Genomic DNA, 22,356 nt, shown 5'->3' with positions numbered 1-22,356 from the left:
TGGGGTATAGTCATACATAGTTTATAGATAAGTAGTAAAAATTACTTTCTGTTATTTAGAGTTTTTTGCTGAAATTATTACAGCTAAATAAAGTGAATTTCTTTGGCTATTCTTTTTTTAAACAAGAATTAAGACTACATGAATCTGTGCCAAGGCTTACTATTTCACATCAATCTTTGAGGTGAGTTAATAATGAAATTGAGTAAGGAACGAATGGATGAGAGCATACTCGTCTGTGTATATTATGGTCCAAATGGTGAACGTCTCATCCAACGTGGTTGCAAGATCGCAAATATGCTAGATTGTCCACTTTATATCCTGACCGTAGATCCAAAGCCTTTTGATGAATTGGATCCTGAAAAGGTTAACTATATTACGAGATGGAAGCAATTAGCCGATCAACATAGTGCTGATGCTTTTATTATTAAGGACAATGAAAAGAGACCTATTTCAAAGGTTATTGCTGATGTTGCGCGAGATAAGAAGATAACTCAAATTATTCTTGGCCAAACCGCACAAAGTCGATGGGAACAAATTGCAAAGGGGTCTATCATTAACTCATTGCTTAGAGAAATTCCTTTTGTTGATCTTCATATTATTTCGGTAGCCCGCTTTTTAAAAAATCCAGAAGGGCAGTTTGATAAAGGTGTTCGTGCTTATCTCGTTAAAGAGAATGATGACTATAGACTCATTTTCAAACATACGAAAGATGTAATCTATGAAGGTATCTTCTTCAAAGAATTCGGTACAGACTTTAACAATGGTATTTTTAAATTTATGAAGGATCAGCAGACTTTGAATGTTCAAGTGAAAGAGGATATCGTATCTGATTTTACTAATGTTGAAATGAACACGAATATAGACTCGAATGATTTTTTATAATATCCTCTGCCTTTTTAGGCGGAGGTTTTTTGTATATATTGAATCGTCTGGTGTTCATTTGCTTACTAAAAAAGTTCTACTAATTAAAAATTATAAATTTACGTCCACTTTCACTACATTTTTTTCTTCCTTATCTATCCCTATATATTTCAAGGTTTCTGACGGTGAGTGATGATTATAGATATCCATTAAGATAGATATAGCAATTCCTTTTTGATAGGCATGGTAACCAAAGGTCTTCCGTAGTGTATGCATTCCAATTTTACCTGGAATCCCTACCTCTTTTGCTGCATTATGAATGATTCGGTAAGCTTGTTGTCTAGAAATTGGCAGATTATCCTTTTTAGATTTGAAGAGGTAATCACTATCCTTAAACTCTTGTGTACGAAAAAAAGTATCCAATTCAAGCTTAATCATATTGTTTAAATAGTAGGCTTTTTCTTCGTCACCGTTCGTATCTTTTACATAAAGGAATTCCTTCACACCAGAATGATCCCTCACGTCCTCTACACGTAACGAAAGTAAATCACTTACTTTTATCCCGGTATTAATTCCAAAGACAAATAGTAATAAATCTCTTTGGGACTGCTTTCTTAGTACTTCCTTGATAGCATTTATACTGTTTATGTCCTTAATTGGATCGACAAACTCCATCGGTTTATCCTCCTACTACCATTACTAATGTTACATAAATACAAAATAACACAGATTAAGTAACATGACAAGAATTATGCTTACAATTGATTTTAGAAAGTATAACCTCTAGCGACACTTTTTATTATTTTTCTAATGTCATCATCCTGACAAAAAAAAGATTAATTTATTTAAAGACAGGGCAAATTATAAAAAATAATTCTAGCAATTATCACCATAAAAAAATTTAACAAGAGAAAGGAGTTTTTCTAAGAATGAGCAAGTTAGGATGGATTATTATTGGTTTGCTTGTTGCCATTGCCATCGGTGCCGGGGTTATCATTTCACAAAATATTGGAAATGAGGAATCTACGGACCCTACTGTTGAAAATGAAAGCAAGGGCAATGAAAATGAAAAAAATGATTCAAAGCATTTTTCCGTTCAACATAAGGAGTACCCAGGAAAAGTGGCTCCAAAATTTTCAGCAGAAGATTTAACAACTCCTCCAACAGGTAATTGGATTACTCATGGTGGAACTCTATCTAATGGACGTTATTCTCCATTAGACAGAATCAATAAATCAAATGTAAAAGGATTAAAAGCCGAATGGGTTACAAGTCTTGGCTCTGGTTACGAATTTAAATATTCCGGTGAGGCTACCCCTATCGTCTATGATGGGGTCATGTTCACCATTACAGGTGCCAATGATGTACAAGCCATCGATGCCAAAACTGGTGAGTTAATTTGGGAATACCGACCTGAATTAGCTGCAAATTTAGATACCGTTTGCTGCGGCTGGACAAGTCGTGGTGTTGCATTAGGAGATGGTAAAGTATTTATAGGTGCTCTAGATGCGAGATTAATTGCTCTAGATCAAAAAACTGGCGAATTTATTTGGGAAACGAAGGTTGAAGATTGGGAGAAAGGTTATACCATTACAAGTGCACCTCTCTATTATAATGGAATGTTATACACCGGAATCGCAGGTGGCGAATATGGAATCCGAGGATTTGTTGCAGCCTATGACGCAGAGAACGGTGAGGAAAAGTGGAGATTCCATACCATCCCAGGACCTGATGAAGTTGGACATGACACATGGCCACAGGACAATGATTCTTGGAAAAGAGGCGGAGCAGCTGTTTGGCAAACTCCAGCCATAGATCCAGAATTAGGACTAATCTATTTTTCAACTGGTAATCCGTCTCCAGACCTAGATGGCAGTAAACGGGAAGGTGACAACTTATTTTCCGATTCTGTACTAGCATTAGACGCTGAAACGGGTGAATATAAATGGCACTTCCAGGAAGTTCATCATGATATTTGGGATATGGATGCACCAAACCCAGTTGTTCTATTTGATGTAGAAATGGAAGGGAAGCCGAGAAAAGGAATTGCGCAAGCTGGAAAAACAGGTTGGCTCTATATTTTAGACCGTACAAATGGTGAGCCACTTGTTGGGATAGAAGAAAAACCAGTTCCTCAGGATGAAAGGCAAAAGACAGCTGCCACTCAGCCGTACCCTGTAGGGGATGCTTTTATTCCTCAGGAGGTAACAGAGGACGATGTTAAAAAGGATTTCCCAGAAGATTGGAAGGGCATAACAGGTAAAATCTTTACACCATTCTGGGAGGAGTTTGTTACATTACGCCCATCGCCACAAGGGGGAGCAAACTGGCCACCATCGGCGTATAACCCGAATACTGAGCTACTTTATCTAATGGCAAATGATACGTATTTCTCATTCTCACATCGTGAAGAAGACGAGGCGAATAATTATAAAGAGGGTGAGGTCTGGCTTGGAAGTGTTTGGCAGCCAGTACCAAATTCACCTGGTCGCGGCGTCGTAACAGCAATGGATGTGAAAACGAATAAAATCGTATGGCAGAAACATTGGGATCAGATTGCTTATAGTGGGTTGTTAACAACTAAAGGTGATCTCTTGTTTACAGGGCATAATGATGGAAGAATTATCGCATATGATGCAACATCTGGTGATGAATTATGGGAATTTATGATGGATGCAGGAGCAAACGCACCACCAATAACGTATGAGATTGACGGAAAACAATATATCTCTATTTTTGCTGCCGGTAACTCACTTGCAGGAACAACTCATGGTGACAAGATTTATACCTTCTCACTAGAAGGTCAGTTCGGATCACTAGAAGATATACCTGAAGATCAAATCAACGTATCACCGACAGCAAACGATCCTTCTGCTACAGATAAGAAACAAGATGCTGAAGAAGGAGATAAATCAACTGCACATGAGGGTGCTGATATTTACAAAAACAACTGCCTAGCATGTCACGGTGATAACGGTGAAGGTGGTCATAATGGACCAAACTTACAGAAGAGCGAAATGCTCCAAGATAGAGAACAATTAATTAAGCAAATCAAACAAGGTAGTGCCGGTATGCCTCCATTTGAAGGTGTGTTAGACGATGCACAGATCGATGCATTAGTAGAATATCTACAAAGTCTTGGCAAATAATGACTAAACATGGGAAGGGAATCGTTCAACCAACGATTCCCTTTTCTTCTATTTAAATAAATACATACAGCTTTTCAATGGGCTTATCAGGATTGTTACCCTTTTTGCATCATATTGGGTAAACAGAAATCGTGGACTTGCGTTTTCACTTTTGACTTGATTCTCCTCTAGCTTGGATGATTCGTTTCTTCCGTTTCCATTTTTCACTTCTTACCCTCCATCTGGGCACGATTCTGATCCTTCCGTTTCCATTTTTCACTTCTTCCCCTCCATCTGGGCACGATTCTGATTCTTCCGTTTCCACTTTTGACTTACTATCCCTCCATCTTGGTATGATTCGGCCCTTTTCGTTTCCACTTTTATCTTTAATCCTCCTCCTCCTGGACATAACTCACCACTTTTCTACTTAATCCTCCCCCAGCTTGGCTCGAATCCATATCCCACATCTGCTTAGCACTTTTGAACCAATTACTTTTCATACTTTTAAGCTACACCTACTTAGAGGAATCCAAAGATATAATATTTCATCAACCAAGCCACAAAACAACGAAAAACCCCTATCCACCGGATAGAGGGTTCTCCTAAAATATAATTACGCTTCAACAGGCTTCATCTTTGCTTTAGTTGGCTTCTCCTTTTTTGTCATAGTTAACCCTGTAATCCCATAAAAGAGGGAAACAATTGGTGTAAGGAAAGCCAAGAAACAAAACGGAAGATAAACTAACGTTGGAACACCCAGTGCTGCTGCGGTATAGATTCCACTACCCGTCCATGGTATGAGTGCAGTACCTTGCGTTCCAGCATCTTCTAATATTCGAGATAAATTTTCAGGTTTCAAGTTCAATCGGTCAAATATAGGTTTCATTAATGTACCACCCATAACGGTCGAAAAGTATACTGACCCACCAATTGCAAGCGTTATATAACTCACAATGAGTGTAACAAATACGAGCATACCCGTATGTTTAATTTTGTGTGCAAAAGATGCGATTAATGCTTCCAAAACACCAGACTCTGCCAGCATTCCACCAAGACCAAGGGCAAACAAGAATAATGCAATTAATGCTAGCATACTCGTTAGCCCACCACGTTGAAGTAAACTATCGACCATTGCAATACCAGATTCAACTTGATACCCACTATAAAATATGTTCACTGTCTCAGATAAACTAAATCCCTGGTAAAATATAGCCACAACACCACCAACTAAAGCCCCTATAAAAATAGAAGGAATCGCCGGTTTCTTAAGCATTAACAAAGTTACAAGCACAATAATTGGAATTAGCGGTACAATACCAAGTTGAAATGTCTCTCCCAAATAAGCGGTTAACTCGTTAACCGTTGCTGCATCCACCGTTCCTACATTAAAGTTCAAGCCAATTATCGTGAAAATTATCGCGGTACCAATATAAGCCGGAATTGTTGTCCACAGCATATGCTTGATATGTGCAAAAAGTTCACCACCGGTAACAGCTGGTGCTAAATTGGTAGAATCAGATAATGGCGATAACTTATCTCCAAAATAAGCTCCACTTACAATTGCCCCCGCAGTTAGTCCCATCGGTATCCCTAATGTGGTACCTACCCCCATCATTGCAATTCCCGCTGTACCAATTGTTCCCCAAGAAGTACCTGTAGCTACGGAAACAAGTGAACAGAAAAGCAAGGTAGTCACTAAAAAGAATTGAGGAGAAATTGCATTAATCCCAAATGTTATGAGTGTTGGGACAGTACCAGAGGCGATCCATGCGCCGATTAAAATGCCGACGGTTAATAATATCAGTCCAGGCTGTAATGCCTTACTCATCGATCGTATCATCGATTTTTCAACTTGTTTATAGCTGAAACCCAGGCCCATCATAAAGGGCATTAAAACAAGAATGCTGATAAACATCAGAATTTGAATCGGTACATCAAATACTAGTATACCTACTGAGATCACAACAACTGCTGCCAGTAGCATTGATAATGCATACATAAATGAAGGTTTTCTAATCGTATCGGTTTCCAACAAATCACTCCTTATTATTCATTTTTTATTTTGAGATTATCAATAGATAGTTAGATTAGACGGGGATGACATGCGGACTTGTATAAATCGGGTACACCTATCGAAAAGGTATATAACTATAATACTACATTTAAAATTTTCAGTAAATTCGAGTATTTTGGCATATACCAGGATATATTGGGAGGATTCACGATTAGGGGGAGCTAAAGAAAAAATACATAGAAATACGACTATATTGTAGAAAATGCTTAAAAATCCAACATTAATATCGTTACAGTTTATCGAATCACACGACTGTTAATAGCCTAGTACACTATACGAGTAAGCGATTGCATACTTTTAAGCGCGAATGCTTCTCCGCTTCACTCCCCTAAAAATAATTATCGAAAAACACAAAATATTGTAGAAAAATGAAAAAAAGGTGATATAATTGTTCAATATCTAGTTAATTTTCAGAAAATAGGGGGCTTTATTATGAAAGGCAGAAAACTTTCCTGGATGGTACTCTTTTTAGTGCTCGCTTTAGTTTTAGCAGCATGTGGAGGTACAGAATCCAATAGTGAAGGCGATTCTTCATCGAAGGATAGCAAAGAAGAAGGACAATCATTCACATTTAAGGCAGGGCATTCTCAAACAGAGGAACACCCTTATCATCTTGCATTATTAGATTTAGCTGAAAATGTAAAGGAACGTACTGATGGAAAGGTTACAATTGAAATCTTCCCATTAAACCAATTAGGTGCAGAAAGAGAATTAACAGAAGCACTTACTCTAGGAACAGCTGATATGTCAATTTCATCAACAGCACCGATTGCTAACTTTGATCCTCAAATAGGAATTGTTGATTTACCTTTCTTATTTGAATCAAGAGAACATGCATACAGTGTACTTGATGGAGAAGTTGGACAAGGTCTTCTTTCGAACTTAGAGAATGTTGGACTTGTTGGACTTGCTTGGGCTGAAAATGGGTTCCGTCATATTACAAATAGCAAACACCCAATCACAAAACCTGAAGACTTAAAAGGCTTAAAAATTCGTACACAAGAAAACCAGATTCACCTTGATGCATTTAATGCACTTGGTGCTCAACCAACACCAATGGCTTGGAACGAGGCTCTTACTGCTCTTCAACAAGGGGTTGTTGATGCACAGGAAAATCCACTAATTATTGCAGATACCTATAAACTGTTTGATGCAAATCAAACGTACATGACATTAACAGGACATATCTACTCACCCGCAGTGGTTATGTTTAGTAAGACTGTTTGGGATACACTACCAAGCGAATACCAAGATATTCTTAAGGAAGAAGCAAAAACTGCTGGAGACAAAGTTCGTGAACTCAGCACAAAAGCAGATACTGATTCGTTACAAGTTGTAAAAGACAATGGCATGGAAGTAATTGAAGAAGTTGATGTTCAGCCATTCCGTGACGCTATCCAGTCTGTATATGAAAAATATGAAGCTGACTTTGGTAAAGAGAATATCGAAGCAATCTTAAACGGCAATTAATTTAATTTAAAACTTGGGATGTGCTTAGCACAATCCAAGTTTTTTTAACAATATTCAGTGGGTTATCCCCCAGTGAATATTGTTAAAGCCTCCGGCGGGTGAGACGTTTTTCTAAAAGAAGTTTTTTTCGTAGAATCAAAGACTAAGATTGCCACATCATGTGGTAACGTCTTTATGTCCCGCTTCATGTGGGTCAACAAAACGCCAAGGCGCATTTGATTACAAGGGGAAATACAGGTGATTAAAAAGACAGTAAACTTTATAAATGGATTTTTCAAATGGATACTTATTATTCTTTTTTTCGTTTTAGTAGTAGTTGTATTTTTACAGGTTCTCTTCCGATTTGTTCTCGAACAGCCGTTAGCATGGACAGAAGAGCTTGGACGCTATTTACTTGTGTGGACCACCTTCCTCGGAGCAGGTTATGGAATGAGTGTAAAAGCACACCCAAGTGTTGAAATTCTCTATGAAAGTGTTGGTCCAGCCATAAAAAAAGTGTTTCATGTCGTTACGACAATTTTAATTGTATTCTTCTTTTGGCAGGTTATCGTTCATAGCTTTGATTTTATCGAAAGAAGTATGGTTCAGAAATCTCCTGTCCTACAATTACCAATGGGCTTGGTCTATACAGTCATTCCGATATCGAGCGTACTTTTTATTATCAATCTGCTTTATGTCGTAATTACTGAATGGAATAAGGAGGCGAAGAACTAATGGCCTGGTTACTATTTGGAGTACTTATCGTTCTTTTCTTTATTAACATTCCAATTGCAGTTGCCCTTGGACTTGCTTCTATGATTGTACTTATGGTCCAAGATAGTGTTCCCTTAATGGTTGTTGTCCAAAAAATGTTTACATCAACAGACTCCTTTACATTAATGGCTGTTCCCTTCTTTATCTTAGCAGGTAAGTTAATGGAAGTTGGCGGAATTTCAAAAAGACTCGTCGATTTCGCAATGACAATTGTCGGAAGAATGCACGGGGGCTTAGCTATGGTTTCAATAGTTACCTGTATGTTTTTTGCAGCTATTTCAGGATCTGGTGCAGCAACAACAGCGGCAGTTGGAGCAATCATGATTCCGGCAATGGTTAAAAAGGGGTATGACAAAAGCTTCTCTACTGCAATTCAAGCGGCTGGTGGTACTATAGGTGTTATGATTCCACCAAGTGTTCCGTTAATTTTATTTGGTGTTATCGCTGGAGCATCTATTAGTGATCTATTTATCGCTGGAATTCTACCAGGTATACTAGTTGGTATTTCATTAATTGTTGTCGCCTATTTTATTTCTAGAAAACGCGGGTATGGAAAAGGAGAAAAAAGCTCTATGGGTGATGTTTTCAAATCCTTCAACAGAGCCATTCTCGCAATTTTAATGCCAGTTATCATTTTAGGTGGGATTTATGGTGGAATATTCACCCCTACTGAAGGATCTGTTGTAGCAGTCGTATATGGATTAATAGTAGGTCTATTTATCTATCGCGAAATAAAATGGAAGGATTTACCTGAAATTTTTATTTCATCCGCTGTAACTTCTGCAGTAATCATGTTTATTATTGCATGTGCATCTATTTTTGGTTTCATTTTAACAAGGGAACAAATCCCACTCCAAATTACGAATGCACTGCTAGAACTTTCATCCAATCCAATTATCGTGTTAATCATAATTAATATCATTCTATTAATTATAGGTACTTTCCTAGAAACATCAGCGGCCATCATCATCATGGCACCTATTCTACTCCCAGTTACAAACGCTGTGGGTATAGACCCTGTTCACTTTGGTGTCATTATGGTCGTTAACCTCGCGATTGGTTTCATCACACCTCCGGTTGGGATTAACTTATTCGTGGCATCCAATATCGCAAATATACGATTAGAAAAAATTGTTCGGGCAATCATCCCGTTCCTCATCATACTAATTATCGACATAATCATAATTAGCTTCGTACCAGAAATTAGTCTATTATTTTTAGATAACTAGAGGTTAAAAAGTGCCTGATTAAGTACAGGCACTTTTTTATATTACTGCCCCCATTGAGAGAAGTGTCAGTCCTTTTTTGAAAGAAAGATCCTCCATTAAATTATCCAAAATTTTATTACTATTCATTATCCCTTTCACCTGTGCCCATAACGCAGCATACACTATCCTATAATATATTTGCTTTTCATTAGACTCTAGGGGGTTATATAGATGGAATTAACCGCTGCCCATTGGATGTATTTAGTAGGGACCGGGATTATTATATTTACAATGCTTTTTCGGCAAAATGTTGTCGTACCGTCCATTATCGTTACCTTTTTAGTTGGGTGGATTTTTACCGGTTCCTTTTCATTGGGATTACAGTCTATATTTAACGCAAGCTTGGTTGCCGCAGGAGAGTTATTTAATATTTTCCTAATTATTGCTATTATGACAGCTTTATTACACTCTCTAAAATCCATTGGTGCTGATCAGCAAATGATCACACCATTTCAGAAGCTGATGAAAAATGGTCATATATCCTTCTGGGTTATCATTTTTGTGACGTATGTAATCTCCTTATTCTTTTGGCCGACACCTGCTGTACCATTAGTTGGTGCCTTACTCATTCCGGTAGCGGTTCGATCTGGACTTCCGCCAATTGGAGCTGCAATTGCTATTTCACTCGCCGGCCAAGGAATGGCGTTATCTTCGGACTATATTATTCAAATTGCGCCTACTTTAACAGCGACAGCAGCTGGAGCAAATGTTGGTGTTGTAGCAGACCGGGCCATGGTATTATCCATTATTACCGGAATTACAGCAATCGTTATCGCATATTTGACATTTCGAAAACTCATACTACGCCCATCCGATGAGCACTTACATGCATGGGAAAAGAGAGATCTAGATTTTGAACAGGATAACAGTGAATCAGAGAAAGGACAGCCACAGAAAAACAAATATAGCCTACTCTTTTCAATACTTGTTCCTATTACGTTTTTGATTATTATTATCTATATGTTCCTTGCAAAGTTTTCGGATGTCATTCCTTCTGTGGAAGGTGGAACAGGGGCAGCTTTAATTGGTGGAGCTTCAGCTATTCTTCTAATTGCTGCCTCTACATGTAAAGACCCACGTTCATCACTGAATACTGTTAGCGACAATATTGTAAAAGGGTTTTTGTTCGCTTTTAAAGCAATGGGCCCTGTCATTCCAATTGCCGGATTCTTCTTTTTAGGAAGTGGAGAGTTGACAAGCAAAATATTTGGTATGAGTCCTGAGGATTCTCCTTCCTTCTTGTTTGATTTAGTGCTTTCTGGTCAACAGTTTATCCCAGAAAACGCGTTTATTGCAGGATTTGGAATACTTTTAATTGGTGTTATTACCGGTTTAGATGGCTCAGGTTTCTCAGGACTTCCTTTAGTTGGGTCGTTATCAGGTGCATTAGCCGGAAGTGTTGGCGTTGATGTAGAAACATTGTCTGCCATAGGACAAATGGGATCTATTTGGGTAGGCGGTGGCACATTAATTGCTTGGTCTTCACTTATAGCAGTAGCAGGCTTTGCAAAAGTCCCGGTCCTTGACCTTGTTCGCAAAAGCTTTATACCTGTAACAGTTGGGTTACTACTCTCTACTATTATTGGGCTATTGATTTTCTAGGCTCAGTAAAAGTGTTTACCCTACCTAATAGAAGTAATTAAACAGTTAAAGTTGTGGTGAATCCTTTCTATACTAGAAACACAGTTTTTTTATTGGAGTTGCACAAGCGATTTTATATCAAAGGTAAGTCTATCAAATGAAGGCCCTATCCCCTGTTAAGAGGATTGGGCCTTCTTTACTCTAATTGCCTTGTAAATGTCGCTTCCGTTGGTAAAGGTAAATACCTAGCCCCGCAAGGATAAGTACTCCACCAAACATCAGCCAGTTATACATTGTTGTTGCTGTTTTAGGAAGTTCGTTCTCTTTGTTACTTCCTTCTGAATGTTCTTTTTCTTTTTCATCTGAGCTATCGTTTTTATCCTCAGGTTCCTCAGTATCATTTGAATCTCCTGGTTTCTCTGGTTGCTCTGGTTCCGGTTGCTCTGGAACCTCTGGTTCCTCAGGTTGCTCCGGATCTACAGGCGATTCTTGATATGGTTCGATACGGTGTATATCACCAACAACAAGTGTTTGTCCTGCAATGTTAGTAGAATTATCATCGATAACACTTACATATGCTCGATTTTCAAAATAACCTGTTGTTTTTTCAACATTTAATAAGCCACTCGCAAAATCACCAGCCCACATATACATCCATTTGCTGTCTCCCTCAATTTTAAAGAAGTCGTGTAGCATGATACCATCACGGTTTGCAAATACTGGGCGATTTGTACCAATTTCATAGAATCGATACCACGTTACCGCATCAGGGTCCTCATAGAAAAACTTCATGTTTTCCTGATCAAAACGCTCAAATCGAATGCCTTCAAGTTTTACCTCATCAAACCACTTTAATGCGGCATCAATTGCAGTCTTAATTTCTTCCGTTTGTGGTAAAGACATCAGATAAGCTACTACGCTAACAGATTCAAATCCTGAAATTGATGGAAGCTCAAATGCACGACCATATGTTGCTTCATACGTATACGGATCATGCTGCTGGCCCCATGCCGTTAACTTTCCATCTACTTTAATTTGAGATTTTAATAGAAAATCAAGGGATAAATCTAAAGCATCTTGTGCTTCTTGAGCCACTTCGTCACTAATAATATCACTGTTAAATGGATATTGTTTTTTAGCTACAAGGGTTAAGGCATTCAACACACGGTTCATCGCGTTATCGTTAAATGTCGCATTATCTGCATAACCACCCACCAACGGATACATTTGTGGGAATCCACCTTTATCATATTGTGACTCTAAGATAAAATTAATTCCTTTTACAGCAGACTCTTTAAATCTTTCAAGTCCCGTTTCTTTGTACATGACAGATAGGAATAGAATTTCATCAATAGTCGCATTGTTATCTGTTGTTCCAGCCTCTGTTTCATGAGTAAAGGAATAAGACTCAGATTTCGGCTCTTTTCCATCCCACATACGTCTGTACTTCGTATCAGACCAGTTTTTATACCATCCACCGTGATCCATCTGCCAAGAAATCAGATAATCTGCTTGTTGGATAGATTTTTCTAGGTCATCAGAATAATAGCTAGCTTTTAATAATGGAACATTATGTGGGTCTTCTTTACTATTTCGATCAATTGTTCCATCCTCATTAATTGTTTCTTTTGTTTCGAATACAACCACAGTCTGGCCTTGATCGTTTACGTATGTTTTTGTATTTAGAATGGTAATGTTAGCCGTTAATTTTGGATTGAATCCGTCATTCCAATCTCCCATTGCCGATTGCAATTCAAGATCATCCAAATCAAGATTCGCGACTCGACCATTAAAGGTAACTTCAACGGTATTTGGCTTCGTTACAACAGTACTAATAATTTTAATAGGGCCAGTTGGCACTGCCTCGATATGAGGAGAAACAGCATAAGTTACAACCTTCGTCTCATTTCCTGCAAAGTCAACACCTTTAATTTCTAGAGTGTTTTCCTCTCCTGCTTCAAGCTCTACTTCAGCATAAAACGTGAAATCATCAGCAACCTCAAATTTTTCCCCATTAATATAAACATATCCATCCTCACTTAATGTACCGGAAACTGGATACGGGTTATAAACGGTTTTATAAATATCACCATCTTTTTCACCTTCTAGCCTATCAATCGTAAGTGCCGGAGCGTCAGTATCGTAAACGACAATAACTTCGACAGGAGCTGCTGCTACACCTTCTGTATCAATGGCTTCAATCGTAATTTTATTTTCTCCAGCTACCAATTCAAGCGTTTTACTGAACGTAAGGTCCTCTTTTAATTCCACATCCTCACCATTTACAGTAACCGTGCTCTTCCGATTTATCTTACCTGAAATTGTATACATTTTTTCATTTACATAGGAAGGACTCTCTTCCAATGAAATAGCTGGGCGAGTATCTGTTGGTGTGACCTCAATCGGCGTAGAATCTGCACTTGTTGTTACTTCATTTTCAGCAGAGACAACGTAATAATACACTACTCCATTTTTTACACTTGTGTCTGTATATGTTGTTTCTGTTATTCCTGTAGCAATAACATTGTAGGAACCACCCTTCTCAGTACTCCGTTTTACATTATAGGAAGTAGCCTCAGGGACAGAATTCCAGCTTAAATTTACCTGTTCATTGCCTGGAACTGCTGTTAAACCAGTAGGTGTTGGTAATGGATCTACAGGTGTTGCACTAACCACTTCCGATGGATTGCTTTGGGTTCCATCACGGTAAACTAATGAAACTTGATAATAATAGGTATTTCCATTTTCTAAACCAGTATCGGTAAATGCGTTCTCTTCAAGGCCGCTAGCAATTACCTCAAATGGTCCTTCCGCATTTGTACTTCTTTTCACTGTAAATGTTTTTTCATGGGCTATGTCTTTTTCATTCAAATTAAGAGCCCAAATAACAGATTGGTCGACTAGCTTCCAGCCTTCAGTTGTCATATGCTCCTCTTGTCCATTAAAAACAAATGTAGAGACACGGCGTGCTGGTACTGGCTCACCTGTTACCCTTTTTGCACCTTTTTCATACGCAAATATAGATGCTTTCGAGTCATCCCCTTCAACGGTAGCGATCACATTAGCTTCTGGACCTGGAGTACCGAAGTTTACCTTTCCGGCTTTTGAATAGACTTGCACTGTGCCACTAAGCCCCGCTGCTAACGGGTGGTCGCTATCTTGAATGACAAGGTTTGTTTGACCGTCGATATCTCCAAATAAACCGGATTCTTTCTCACTTAGGCCGACATCATCAACGATATATCCTTTAGAATAAATAACAGGAATCGGGATATCCCTAAACTTTTGCTTAATATCACCAGATGGTGATGTCTCTGCAACAAACACAATATCATAGCCCTCAGTATCGGCCGCTTCCGTTTCCTTAACAACTGCAAAATCAACCGATAAATAGCCTAATGATTGAAAATGACGAACTCCATTGACATCTGCAGGCAAGTCCTGACCAACGTACAGCATTTTTGGTTTATCATCTTCACTACCCAATGCCCACTCAACAGACGCATCGACAAGCTTCCATCCATCTGCTGTCATGTGTTCCTCCTGTCCATTGAAAACAAACGTAGAAACGCGTCGTGCTGGTACTGGTTCACCTGTTACCCTCTTTGCACCCTTTTCATATGCAAATATCGATACTTTCGCATCATCACCCTCTACTGTGGCAATAACTTCCGCTTCTTCGCCGGGTGTCCCGAAGTTCACCTTCCCAGCTTTCGAATACACCTGAACTGTGCCACTGAGGCCAGCTGCTAACGGATGATAAGGATCTTGAATAGTTAGATTCGTTTGACCATCAATATCACCTGATAGACCCGATCCTTTTTCACTTAAATCCACATCATCGACTACCCAGCCTTTTGAATAAACAACAGGGATTGGGATTTCTTTGAATTTGTCTCCTATGTCACCAGACGGTGAAGTTTCTCCGACGAATACAATATCAAAACCTTCTGTATCAGCAGTTTCTGTCTCTTTAATATTTTTAAAAGTTATTTTATTAAACCCGAGTGTTTGTAAATGAGCAATTGCATTCTCATCAGCAGGTAATCCTGAACCAACATATAGCATGGACTTCCCTGTACCAATGGAACGATTCCATTTTAAATCAACTTTTTCATCCCCAGCAGTCGCCTGCAAACCTGTTGGCGAGTCTGATAGATTACTAGCTGCAGACACCTTGAATGAAGATGCATTTGGAACTGTTGAAAAAAGAATTAAGAAAGCCAAAAAAATACGAATTATTTTCTTCATTTTTACCCCCATATTTGTAGTGATAGATTGTAGACTTCTAGTTAGTATGTAGGTCTTAAACCTAGTAAATAAACCAGCATTTTTCGAAAACGTTTTCATTATTGATGTTACGTTTTCAACCTATTCACCCCCCTTGTTATAAAGTATACCAAGGAGGTGTATGGGTATTTTGTAGTATTATTGGTGATAATCCTCTTCTCACATCAATATTTGTATATAACCCTTCCATTACAATAATAAATTATTAACCAGAAATTTAGTATAAGAAGCTTAATCCCTCTTATAAACTTATTTACTAGCCTATAGATAAAGGCAAAACCATTATCTCAGAAAAAATAAAATATTCTCACATATTGCTGTTCCTTATAAAGCTGTGAGTGAAATGATCATTTATTTCAGTTTAAAAATATCAGATTAGAAGACTTCTTGGAAAAATTCACAGTAAACAGTAGTTCTTTTTCACTACCTAACTGAATTGCAGCAACTGGTCAGCAATATTTTTCTTTGCTAAGAGGATTTCCTATATCATACGAACCTAGCTTTTTGATTCTCGTACAGTAACAAGTCGCCCTGCCAATTGTCAATGTATCAGTCCTCCGGCTTCTCTGTTAACACCCACGGAACTCGTGCTTCAAAGTCTATTTGCAAAACGGGTGTTGGAAATTCTTCATGTACAAACGTGATATCTCTCGTAAATCCAAATGTATAATTCCCTACTGTTGCTGTATTGGTATCGCTCCATTCTGAATCCGAACAATACTCTCCTTCTAGCAATTTACCAACTATATGATAGCTCCCAATATATAAGCGTAAATCACTAGTTATCTCTCCAAACTCATCTACATGAATGGGTTTAGAGGGAGTAATCCCTAATTTTTTAAATATCTCTAGTAAAGGTGGGGTAAGATGACGACTTACTTCATAATAATTCTTGCAGTATAAACAATCGCAAAGTTCAAATTCTGTTTTATAAAACTCCTTTGTTTTCGTTACATCAATCTCTACCAACCATTGTTTTAGCTTTATTTGTTCCATTACTATCACCACTCTTATGGTTTTTGCACTATCTTTATCATAAAACATTGATGTTTTTCCGTAAATGATACGTCAACTGGTATCTACCTATAGCTATTTCGGACTTTGCTCGATAATGACTTTACTTAACCCCTAAATTATGAACCAAGGTTCGATCATATTAATACCCCTGTATTACGTATATTTCCTTTTGTCTTGTAAAAACTACCAAAGAGAATTAGATAAGGTGGTTTTTGGGAGTATGAAAAACAGGATAATTGATTGGCCAACTTTTATTGGTGCTTTCACGTTACTGATGTTAGTCACAATTCCTCTCATTTTGTTTCCTGAGAGAGGAAAAGAGGTAGTAAATAATGCAAATACATATGTCACAACAAACTTCGGAGTTTTATATTTATTAGTTGGAGTGACTATTTTTTTCTTTCTAATTTATGTTGCATTTAGTGCTAACGGACAAATTATGCTTGGGGAAAAAGGAGAAAAGCCCGAATTTAATAATTTCTCATGGGCTGGCATGCTGTTTTGTGCGGGAATTGGATCAAGTATTTTATATTGGGGAACGATTGAATGGGCTTATTACCTTCAAGGTCCTCCATTTGGAGTTCAACCTGGGACTACACAAGCTATCGCATGGGCAAGTACTTATGGGATGTTTCATTGGGGTCCAATTGCATGGGCTATTTATACACTTCCCGCCTTACCGATTGCTTATTTTTATTATGTGAGAAAAAAGCCTGTCTTAAAAATTAGTGAAGCTACGAGACCATTAATTGGAAAATATGCTGACGGACCAATCGGAAACATCATTGACATATTATTTATGTTTGGGCTTATTGGCGGTGCAGGAACAACATTAGCTCTCGGTGCACCTATGATTGCTGAAGGAATCAGCCGTTTAACTGGTCTGGAACCTAATATGCTATTAAAAACTCTAATATTATTATTCGTAACCGTCATCTTTGCAATCAGCGCTTATACAGGGCTGCGAAAAGGGATAAAAGTTCTTTCTGATGTTAACCTCTGGCTATCTTTGTTTCTATTGGCTTTTGTTTTTATCTTTGGGCCAACAAGATTTATTTTAGAAACAACAGTAAATAGTATAGGACTTCTATTAGATAACTTCTTCCATATGAGTACATGGACAGAGCCTTTTAATTCCTTAGGGCCATTTGAAACAACATCCTTCCCTGAAACGTGGACAGTGTTCTATTGGGCATGGTGGCTCGTCTACGCACCGTTTGTAGGACTATTTGTTGCAAAAATTTCCCGTGGACGCACCATTAAACAAATGGTGCTCGGAACAATGATCTATGGAACCTTAGGTAGTATTCTATTTTTTGGTGTATTAGGGAATTACGGTATGCATCTGCAATTAACTGGAGAATTGGACATTATCCATACATTGAACACAGCAGGAGCATCTCCAGCAATTCTAGATGTCATTGCAAGCCTGCCACTTTCATGGTTTATGATTCTTGTCTTTACAGTTCTTGCTATCGTATTTCTAGCCACAACATTCGATTCAAGCTCGTATATCTTGGCATCTGTTGTACAGAAGGAAGTTGATGATGAGCCCTTACGATGGAATCGTCTCTTTTGGGCCTTTGCACTTTGTATCATGCCACTCGCATTAATGTTTATTGGTGGGTTAGAAACACTCCAAACAGCGAGTATCGTCGGAGGGTTTCCACTTCTCTTCATTATGGTCATGCTCGGATGGTCATTTATGAAGGCATCCACACAAGATATTAAAGCCTCTGATTTTTATGAACCAAAGACAATAAATTTAAACTACCGTAAAATACTAGAACGTCTAAGAAGAAAGAAAAAGAATAAAGACATGACTACCGAACAAATACAAAATACTGAACAAAAGGGACCTGTCGATGCCCATTTCGAAGAAGAGAAATAAAAGAGAAGGACAGAGCGGTCAACTCTGTCCTTCAACTACTACTGATGATGCTCTTCTGCTTCAATCGCGTCTTGTTTGGTTTCATGGACAGTACCAAATGGGTGGTTTGGTGGAGCATAAATCGAGTAAAGCCTTAATGGGATGTTACCAGTATTGGTTATGTTATGCCAAGTCCCAGCCGGTATAATAATAGCTGTATCATCTGAAACCTCTCTTACAAAGTGTAAGTTATCTTGACTGTTTCCCATTTGAACAATTCCGTAGCCTTGTTCTAGACGTAAGAATTGGTCTACATCAGGATGCATTTCTATCCCAATATCTTCACCAGGATTGAGGCTCATTAACGTGATTTGGAACTGACTCCCTGTCCATAAAGCAGTTCGGAATGTACTATTTTGCTTGGTAGCTTCATTAATATTGATGACGAACGGGTTGGGTCCATAATCTTTAACAACGATATTTTCACTTCTGTTCCACGGTTGAAATGGTCCCCAATAACCAAAATTCATTTGGACTGGATATGAAGTGTAGCCATACATAGGATCATTTGAGTAATAATAATTTTGATATCGATAGGGCTGAATAAAAGGAACATAATACATGTTTCTATCCACCTCCACTAATTAATAAATTATTCTATGCATTATCTAAGGCAAATGTACATTTTTGAAGAATCAAAATAAAAATATATACAGAAAGTTACTTTTTAAAATAACTAGAAACTGAACTTCTTGTAATACTATTCAATAAATGGTTTGATATAAATTTTACAATGAGACTTTTGCTTTAGTACTGGAGGTTGGTTGAATGGAAAATGAAAGAAATAGTATTGAGTTAACTTCAGCTGAGATAGCAAACCTTTGGACTCAATATATGAACGATTCCTTATCAATTTGTATCCTTACACATTCTATAGAGCATACCAAAGATAAAGAGGTCAGCGACATTCTCCAATTTGCACTGAACCTTGCAAAAATCCATATTGAAAAGTTAACAGAGTTTATGAACAAGGAGAATTTCCCTATCCCAAAAGGTTTTACAATTGAAGATGATGTAAATAGCAATGCCCCTGCCCTTTTTACAGACACGTTTTTACTTGTCTATATGCATGTGATGACATTACTTGGGCTAACAGGTTATGCGGGGGCTGTAGCTACCTCCTCACGACCCGATCAAATTAAATACTTTATTCAATGTAATACAGAAACAATGGAATTATACGAACGAATTGCAAGTCTAATGATAAAAAAAGGAGTCTATAGCAAACCACCTCGAATTAATATGCATAGTGAGGTTGAGTTTGTTAATGAGCAAAGTTTCTTGAATGGCTGGTTTGGTAAAAGGCGACCTTTAAGTGCTGTTGAAATTAGTGGGATTAGTTTTAACATGGTTAAGGTAGTTGTTAAAGTTGTTCTGGAAATAGCATTTGCACAAGTTTCCCAAACAGAGGAAGTGATAAAATACTTTCAAAGAGGTAAAAAACTTTGTGAAAAACAATTTGGTATCCTTAGTCGTGTTTTAACTAAGGACGAGCTGGCGTCACCCGCTTCATGGGTTTCCGATGTTACCAACTCGACAATACCTCCTTTTTCTGAAAAGTTGATGTTAAATCATATTGTCGTACTGATTTCTGCTGCAATAGGTTATTATGGCGCTGGAGCGTCGGTATCACAAAGAAGAGATATAGCTATAGAATATACACGACTTATGGCTGAAGTCGGGTTATATGCCGAAGATGGTGCACAATTATTAATAAAAAATGGATGGCTTGAACAACCTCCTTTAGCAGCAGACAGAGAAAACTTAGCTAAAAAGAAATAAGGGACAGAGGACATGTGCGCCTCTGTCCCTATTCACTTTCGCTGATGGTGGCTTTTCAACAAAAGCGCTTCATTTCACCTTTAAAGATGTGATAAGGCTATCATTGAGAAATATCGTACATTGATTAGGTAGCTCAATTTCAATTTAATTTCCGTATAGTAAAGACCGCACTTAACATTAGCTAAGTGCGGCAATACCTTCAAATTATTCATTTACGACTCGTATAACCCTAAATAACTTGAAAGAAACTCAGATGGATTTTGCTCCTTATTATCTTGCTTTTCTACCTAGACAGTATCTGTTCAATAGCATTATTTAACACTTCAATATTTACAGGTTTAGTTGGTGAATCGCTCAGCTTGTATTTTTCCTTCATTTCAAGGATTCTCTCCACGCTTTTGTCAATTCTCTTCTCGGAAATTTCACCGTTCTCAACAGCTTTTTTGATTGCATTTTGGACTTGGACAACCTTGTTGTAATCATGTGCCACCATGATAATATCGCTGCCTGCCTTTATCGATTGTACTGCAGCCTCGCCAATTTCATAGTCATTGGTGATTGCCTTCATATAAAAGTCGTCAGTAATGACCACTCCCTTGAAGCCAAGTTCCTGCCGTAAAATGTCGGTGATGATTTTTTTTGACATAGAAGAAGGATACGTTTTATCAATGACCGGTACAAGAATATGGCCAACCATTACCATATCTGCACCTTCATTAATTGCTTGACGAAATGGAACAAACTCTAACTCATTAAGTTCCTCGAATGTTTTCGTAACCTTAGGTAATTCCAGATGGGAGTCAACATGTGTATCTCCGTGTCCAGGAAAATGCTTGATAGCAGAAACAATTGATTGTGAATGTAATCCCTTCATTGTTTGAATTCCAAGTTTACTCACAATTTCCGGATTGTTGCTAAATGAACGGTCCCCAATTACTGGGTTATCTGGATTGCTATTTACATCTAGAACTGGAGCAAAATTCACATTAAAACCAAATGCCTTTAGTTCTTGACCAAGGACTGTGCCAATTTCATAAGAAAGTGTCGGATCATTCATTTTTCCGATTTCTAGGTTTGTTGGTAAATTAGGTAAGACTCCAGGCAACTTTGCAATACGACCACCCTCTTGGTCAACCCCAAAAAACAAAGGGATGTCGCCTTTGTTCAATTGTTTGATTTGATTCAGATAAGTCACTGCTTGTTCCGGACTCACTAAATTGTCTCCATTAAAAATAATCCCACCAACATGGTACTTTGTAATTAATTGGTTCATCTTTTTATTCATTTTTGTCCCGGAAATCCCTGCGAAAATTAGTTGGCCAACTTTTTCATCTAAACTCAAGCTATTATTGTCATTCGTCCCTTTTTTCATTTCTGTAACGAGTGAAATATGGTGAACATGCGGATTTGGTTCCTGTTCCGTCGGTTTTGGTAAGATCCATTTTAATTGAAAGGTTGTATTCACTTGATAGTATAAAATAATCTGGTTAACCTTATCATCCTTATAGTACGTGACCTCATTAGGTTCACCCAACTCCTGTTTTATCTCCTCAAAATGAATGGACAGTAAACCGCTATGGTACGAGCGAAGATCAAAAGGAAGCTCATCCTTAATTCCAATCGTTACATCATGGTCTGGATAAACCAAAAAATCTCCAATGGAAGTTTTATCAATTGTTGGTGGTTCACCCCATTGACTGTGTATCTCCTTGATATTCGTTACACCTGCAATAAAAGGAACTTGAGGAATTTTTCCATTTTGGGCTAACGAATAAACGTCTCTAACAAGCTCGAGGGAATTCTTTTTTTCTAATTCTGCCTCAGGCTTCTGTTCAACTATGTTATCTTCATCCATATTTTTTGACTCATCAGTAGGAATAGACTGGTTACTATCTTGATCTTGATTGCTCTTTTTAACTAACACATAAAGGGTACCAATCACCAAAGCTACGGAGAGTATAACCATTACACCTGCTAGTACTCTTTTCTTGTACATACATACCTCCTAAGCTATTTTTCTTATCTATATAAATAGTCTCCTTTATCTTGAAAAATGTTACACACTGTCACAACAAAAAAGGCAAGAGTACTAACCCTAGCCTTTTCTTGATACGTAGTATTTTCTCCAAGAAACAGAGGAACGACTGCAACACTACAGACACAACTTTAGCACGCACTCAACAGAAGTCAATCGTTCTCTCA

At 37.9% G+C, this 22,356-nt stretch carries 15 protein-coding genes; 8 read left to right on the top strand and 7 right to left on the bottom strand.

Annotated features, from left to right (window positions below):
- Positions 1-192: 192 nt before the first annotated feature.
- Positions 193-882 carry a universal stress protein gene (locus tag ACWNMY_RS14510; RefSeq protein ID WP_449538979.1) on the top strand — a complete coding sequence of 230 codons (690 nt, stop codon included), beginning with the start codon at positions 193-195 and terminating at the stop codon, positions 880-882.
- 90 nt (positions 883-972) lie between these two features.
- Here ACWNMY_RS14510 and ACWNMY_RS14505 read toward each other — a convergent pair whose 3' ends face one another.
- Positions 973-1,536 (bottom strand): tyrosine-type recombinase/integrase, encoded by a 564-nt coding sequence (locus tag ACWNMY_RS14505; protein WP_449538978.1) that lies wholly within the window; start codon positions 1,534-1,536, stop codon positions 973-975.
- A gap of 254 nt (positions 1,537-1,790) precedes the next feature.
- Here ACWNMY_RS14505 and ACWNMY_RS14500 point away from each other — a divergent pair, with 254 nt between their 5' ends.
- On the top strand, positions 1,791-4,010 hold the full coding sequence (locus ACWNMY_RS14500; protein WP_449538977.1) for a PQQ-dependent dehydrogenase, methanol/ethanol family: 2,220 nt from the start codon (positions 1,791-1,793) through the stop codon (positions 4,008-4,010).
- Between the two features lie 145 nt (positions 4,011-4,155).
- On the opposite strand, the gene ACWNMY_RS14495 is transcribed toward ACWNMY_RS14500, so the two are convergent.
- Positions 4,156-4,398, bottom strand: coding sequence for a hypothetical protein (locus tag ACWNMY_RS14495; RefSeq protein WP_449538976.1), 243 nt, complete (start codon positions 4,396-4,398; stop codon positions 4,156-4,158).
- 204 nt (positions 4,399-4,602) lie between these two features.
- Positions 4,603-6,021, bottom strand: coding sequence for a Na+/H+ antiporter NhaC (gene nhaC / locus ACWNMY_RS14490; protein WP_449538975.1), 1,419 nt, complete (start codon positions 6,019-6,021; stop codon positions 4,603-4,605).
- 474 nt (positions 6,022-6,495) lie between these two features.
- On the opposite strand from nhaC, the gene ACWNMY_RS14485 reads away from it, so the two are divergent.
- The 4 genes from ACWNMY_RS14485 (at position 6,496) to ACWNMY_RS14470 (ending at position 11,156) form a co-directional block, all read left to right on the top strand.
- Positions 6,496-7,533, top strand: a complete 1,038-nt coding sequence (locus tag ACWNMY_RS14485) for a TRAP transporter substrate-binding protein (RefSeq protein WP_449538974.1) — start codon at positions 6,496-6,498, stop codon at positions 7,531-7,533.
- Positions 7,534-7,770: 237 nt separating this feature from the next.
- On the top strand, positions 7,771-8,247 hold the full coding sequence (locus ACWNMY_RS14480; protein ID WP_449538973.1) for a TRAP transporter small permease: 477 nt from the start codon (positions 7,771-7,773) through the stop codon (positions 8,245-8,247).
- Positions 8,247-9,515, top strand: a complete 1,269-nt coding sequence (locus ACWNMY_RS14475) for a TRAP transporter large permease (protein ID WP_449538972.1) — start codon at positions 8,247-8,249, stop codon at positions 9,513-9,515. The genes ACWNMY_RS14480 and ACWNMY_RS14475 overlap by 1 nt, the downstream gene beginning before the upstream one ends.
- Positions 9,516-9,725: 210 nt before the next feature.
- Entirely contained in the window at positions 9,726-11,156 is a 1,431-nt protein-coding gene (locus ACWNMY_RS14470) for a hypothetical protein (protein WP_449538971.1), read from the top strand.
- 180 nt (positions 11,157-11,336) lie between these two features.
- Here the strand turns inward: ACWNMY_RS14470 and pelA are convergent, their stop codons facing one another.
- Both pelA and ACWNMY_RS14460 read right to left on the bottom strand, forming a co-directional pair.
- Positions 11,337-15,386, bottom strand: coding sequence for a pectate lyase (gene pelA, locus ACWNMY_RS14465; RefSeq protein ID WP_449538970.1), 4,050 nt, complete (start codon positions 15,384-15,386; stop codon positions 11,337-11,339).
- Between the two features lie 588 nt (positions 15,387-15,974).
- Entirely contained in the window at positions 15,975-16,421 is a 447-nt protein-coding gene (locus tag ACWNMY_RS14460; RefSeq protein ID WP_449538969.1) for a hypothetical protein, read from the bottom strand.
- Positions 16,422-16,662: 241 nt separating this feature from the next.
- On the opposite strand from ACWNMY_RS14460, the gene ACWNMY_RS14455 reads away from it, so the two are divergent.
- Positions 16,663-18,333 carry a BCCT family transporter gene (locus tag ACWNMY_RS14455; RefSeq protein ID WP_449538968.1) on the top strand — a complete coding sequence of 557 codons (1,671 nt, stop codon included), beginning with the start codon at positions 16,663-16,665 and terminating at the stop codon, positions 18,331-18,333.
- A 38-nt stretch (positions 18,334-18,371) separates the two neighbouring features.
- Here the strand turns inward: ACWNMY_RS14455 and ACWNMY_RS14450 are convergent, their stop codons facing one another.
- Positions 18,372-18,935, bottom strand: a complete 564-nt coding sequence (locus tag ACWNMY_RS14450; RefSeq protein WP_449538967.1) for a cupin domain-containing protein — start codon at positions 18,933-18,935, stop codon at positions 18,372-18,374.
- Between the two features lie 205 nt (positions 18,936-19,140).
- Here ACWNMY_RS14450 and ACWNMY_RS14445 point away from each other — a divergent pair, with 205 nt between their 5' ends.
- Positions 19,141-20,154: a DUF3231 family protein gene (locus ACWNMY_RS14445; protein WP_449538966.1), complete on the top strand. Its 1,014-nt coding sequence runs from the start codon at positions 19,141-19,143 to the stop codon at positions 20,152-20,154.
- Positions 20,155-20,437: 283 nt separating this feature from the next.
- Here ACWNMY_RS14445 and nagZ read toward each other — a convergent pair whose 3' ends face one another.
- Positions 20,438-22,150 (bottom strand): beta-N-acetylhexosaminidase, encoded by a 1,713-nt coding sequence (gene nagZ, locus ACWNMY_RS14440; protein ID WP_449538965.1) that lies wholly within the window; start codon positions 22,148-22,150, stop codon positions 20,438-20,440.
- Positions 22,151-22,356: the final 206 nt, after the last annotated feature.

It is taken from the genome of Ferdinandcohnia sp. Marseille-Q9671 (genome assembly GCF_976954385.1).
Note: the sequence above shows the minus strand (reverse complement) of the source record. Positions and strands in the feature narration are given on the sequence as shown.

What these genes read in the sequence shown, in the direction of transcription:
- ACWNMY_RS14445 (WP_449538966.1), top strand. Translation starts at nt 19,141, where the DNA reads ATGGAAAATGAAAGAAATAGTATTGAGTTAACTTCAGCTGAGATAGCA.
- nagZ (WP_449538965.1), bottom strand. Translation starts at nt 22,150, where the DNA reads ATGTACAAGAAAAGAGTACTAGCAGGTGTAATGGTTATACTCTCCGTA.
- ACWNMY_RS14450 (WP_449538967.1), bottom strand. Translation starts at nt 18,935, where the DNA reads ATGTATTATGTTCCTTTTATTCAGCCCTATCGATATCAAAATTATTAT.
- ACWNMY_RS14475 (WP_449538972.1), top strand. Translation starts at nt 8,247, where the DNA reads ATGGCCTGGTTACTATTTGGAGTACTTATCGTTCTTTTCTTTATTAAC.
- ACWNMY_RS14495 (WP_449538976.1), bottom strand. Translation starts at nt 4,398, where the DNA reads ATGTCCAGGAGGAGGAGGATTAAAGATAAAAGTGGAAACGAAAAGGGC.
- ACWNMY_RS14505 (WP_449538978.1), bottom strand. Translation starts at nt 1,536, where the DNA reads ATGGAGTTTGTCGATCCAATTAAGGACATAAACAGTATAAATGCTATC.
- ACWNMY_RS14455 (WP_449538968.1), top strand. Translation starts at nt 16,663, where the DNA reads ATGAAAAACAGGATAATTGATTGGCCAACTTTTATTGGTGCTTTCACG.
- ACWNMY_RS14500 (WP_449538977.1), top strand. Translation starts at nt 1,791, where the DNA reads ATGAGCAAGTTAGGATGGATTATTATTGGTTTGCTTGTTGCCATTGCC.
- pelA (WP_449538970.1), bottom strand. Translation starts at nt 15,386, where the DNA reads ATGAAGAAAATAATTCGTATTTTTTTGGCTTTCTTAATTCTTTTTTCA.
- ACWNMY_RS14510 (WP_449538979.1), top strand. Translation starts at nt 193, where the DNA reads ATGAAATTGAGTAAGGAACGAATGGATGAGAGCATACTCGTCTGTGTA.
- ACWNMY_RS14470 (WP_449538971.1), top strand. Translation starts at nt 9,726, where the DNA reads ATGGAATTAACCGCTGCCCATTGGATGTATTTAGTAGGGACCGGGATT.
- ACWNMY_RS14460 (WP_449538969.1), bottom strand. Translation starts at nt 16,421, where the DNA reads ATGGAACAAATAAAGCTAAAACAATGGTTGGTAGAGATTGATGTAACG.
- ACWNMY_RS14485 (WP_449538974.1), top strand. Translation starts at nt 6,496, where the DNA reads ATGAAAGGCAGAAAACTTTCCTGGATGGTACTCTTTTTAGTGCTCGCT.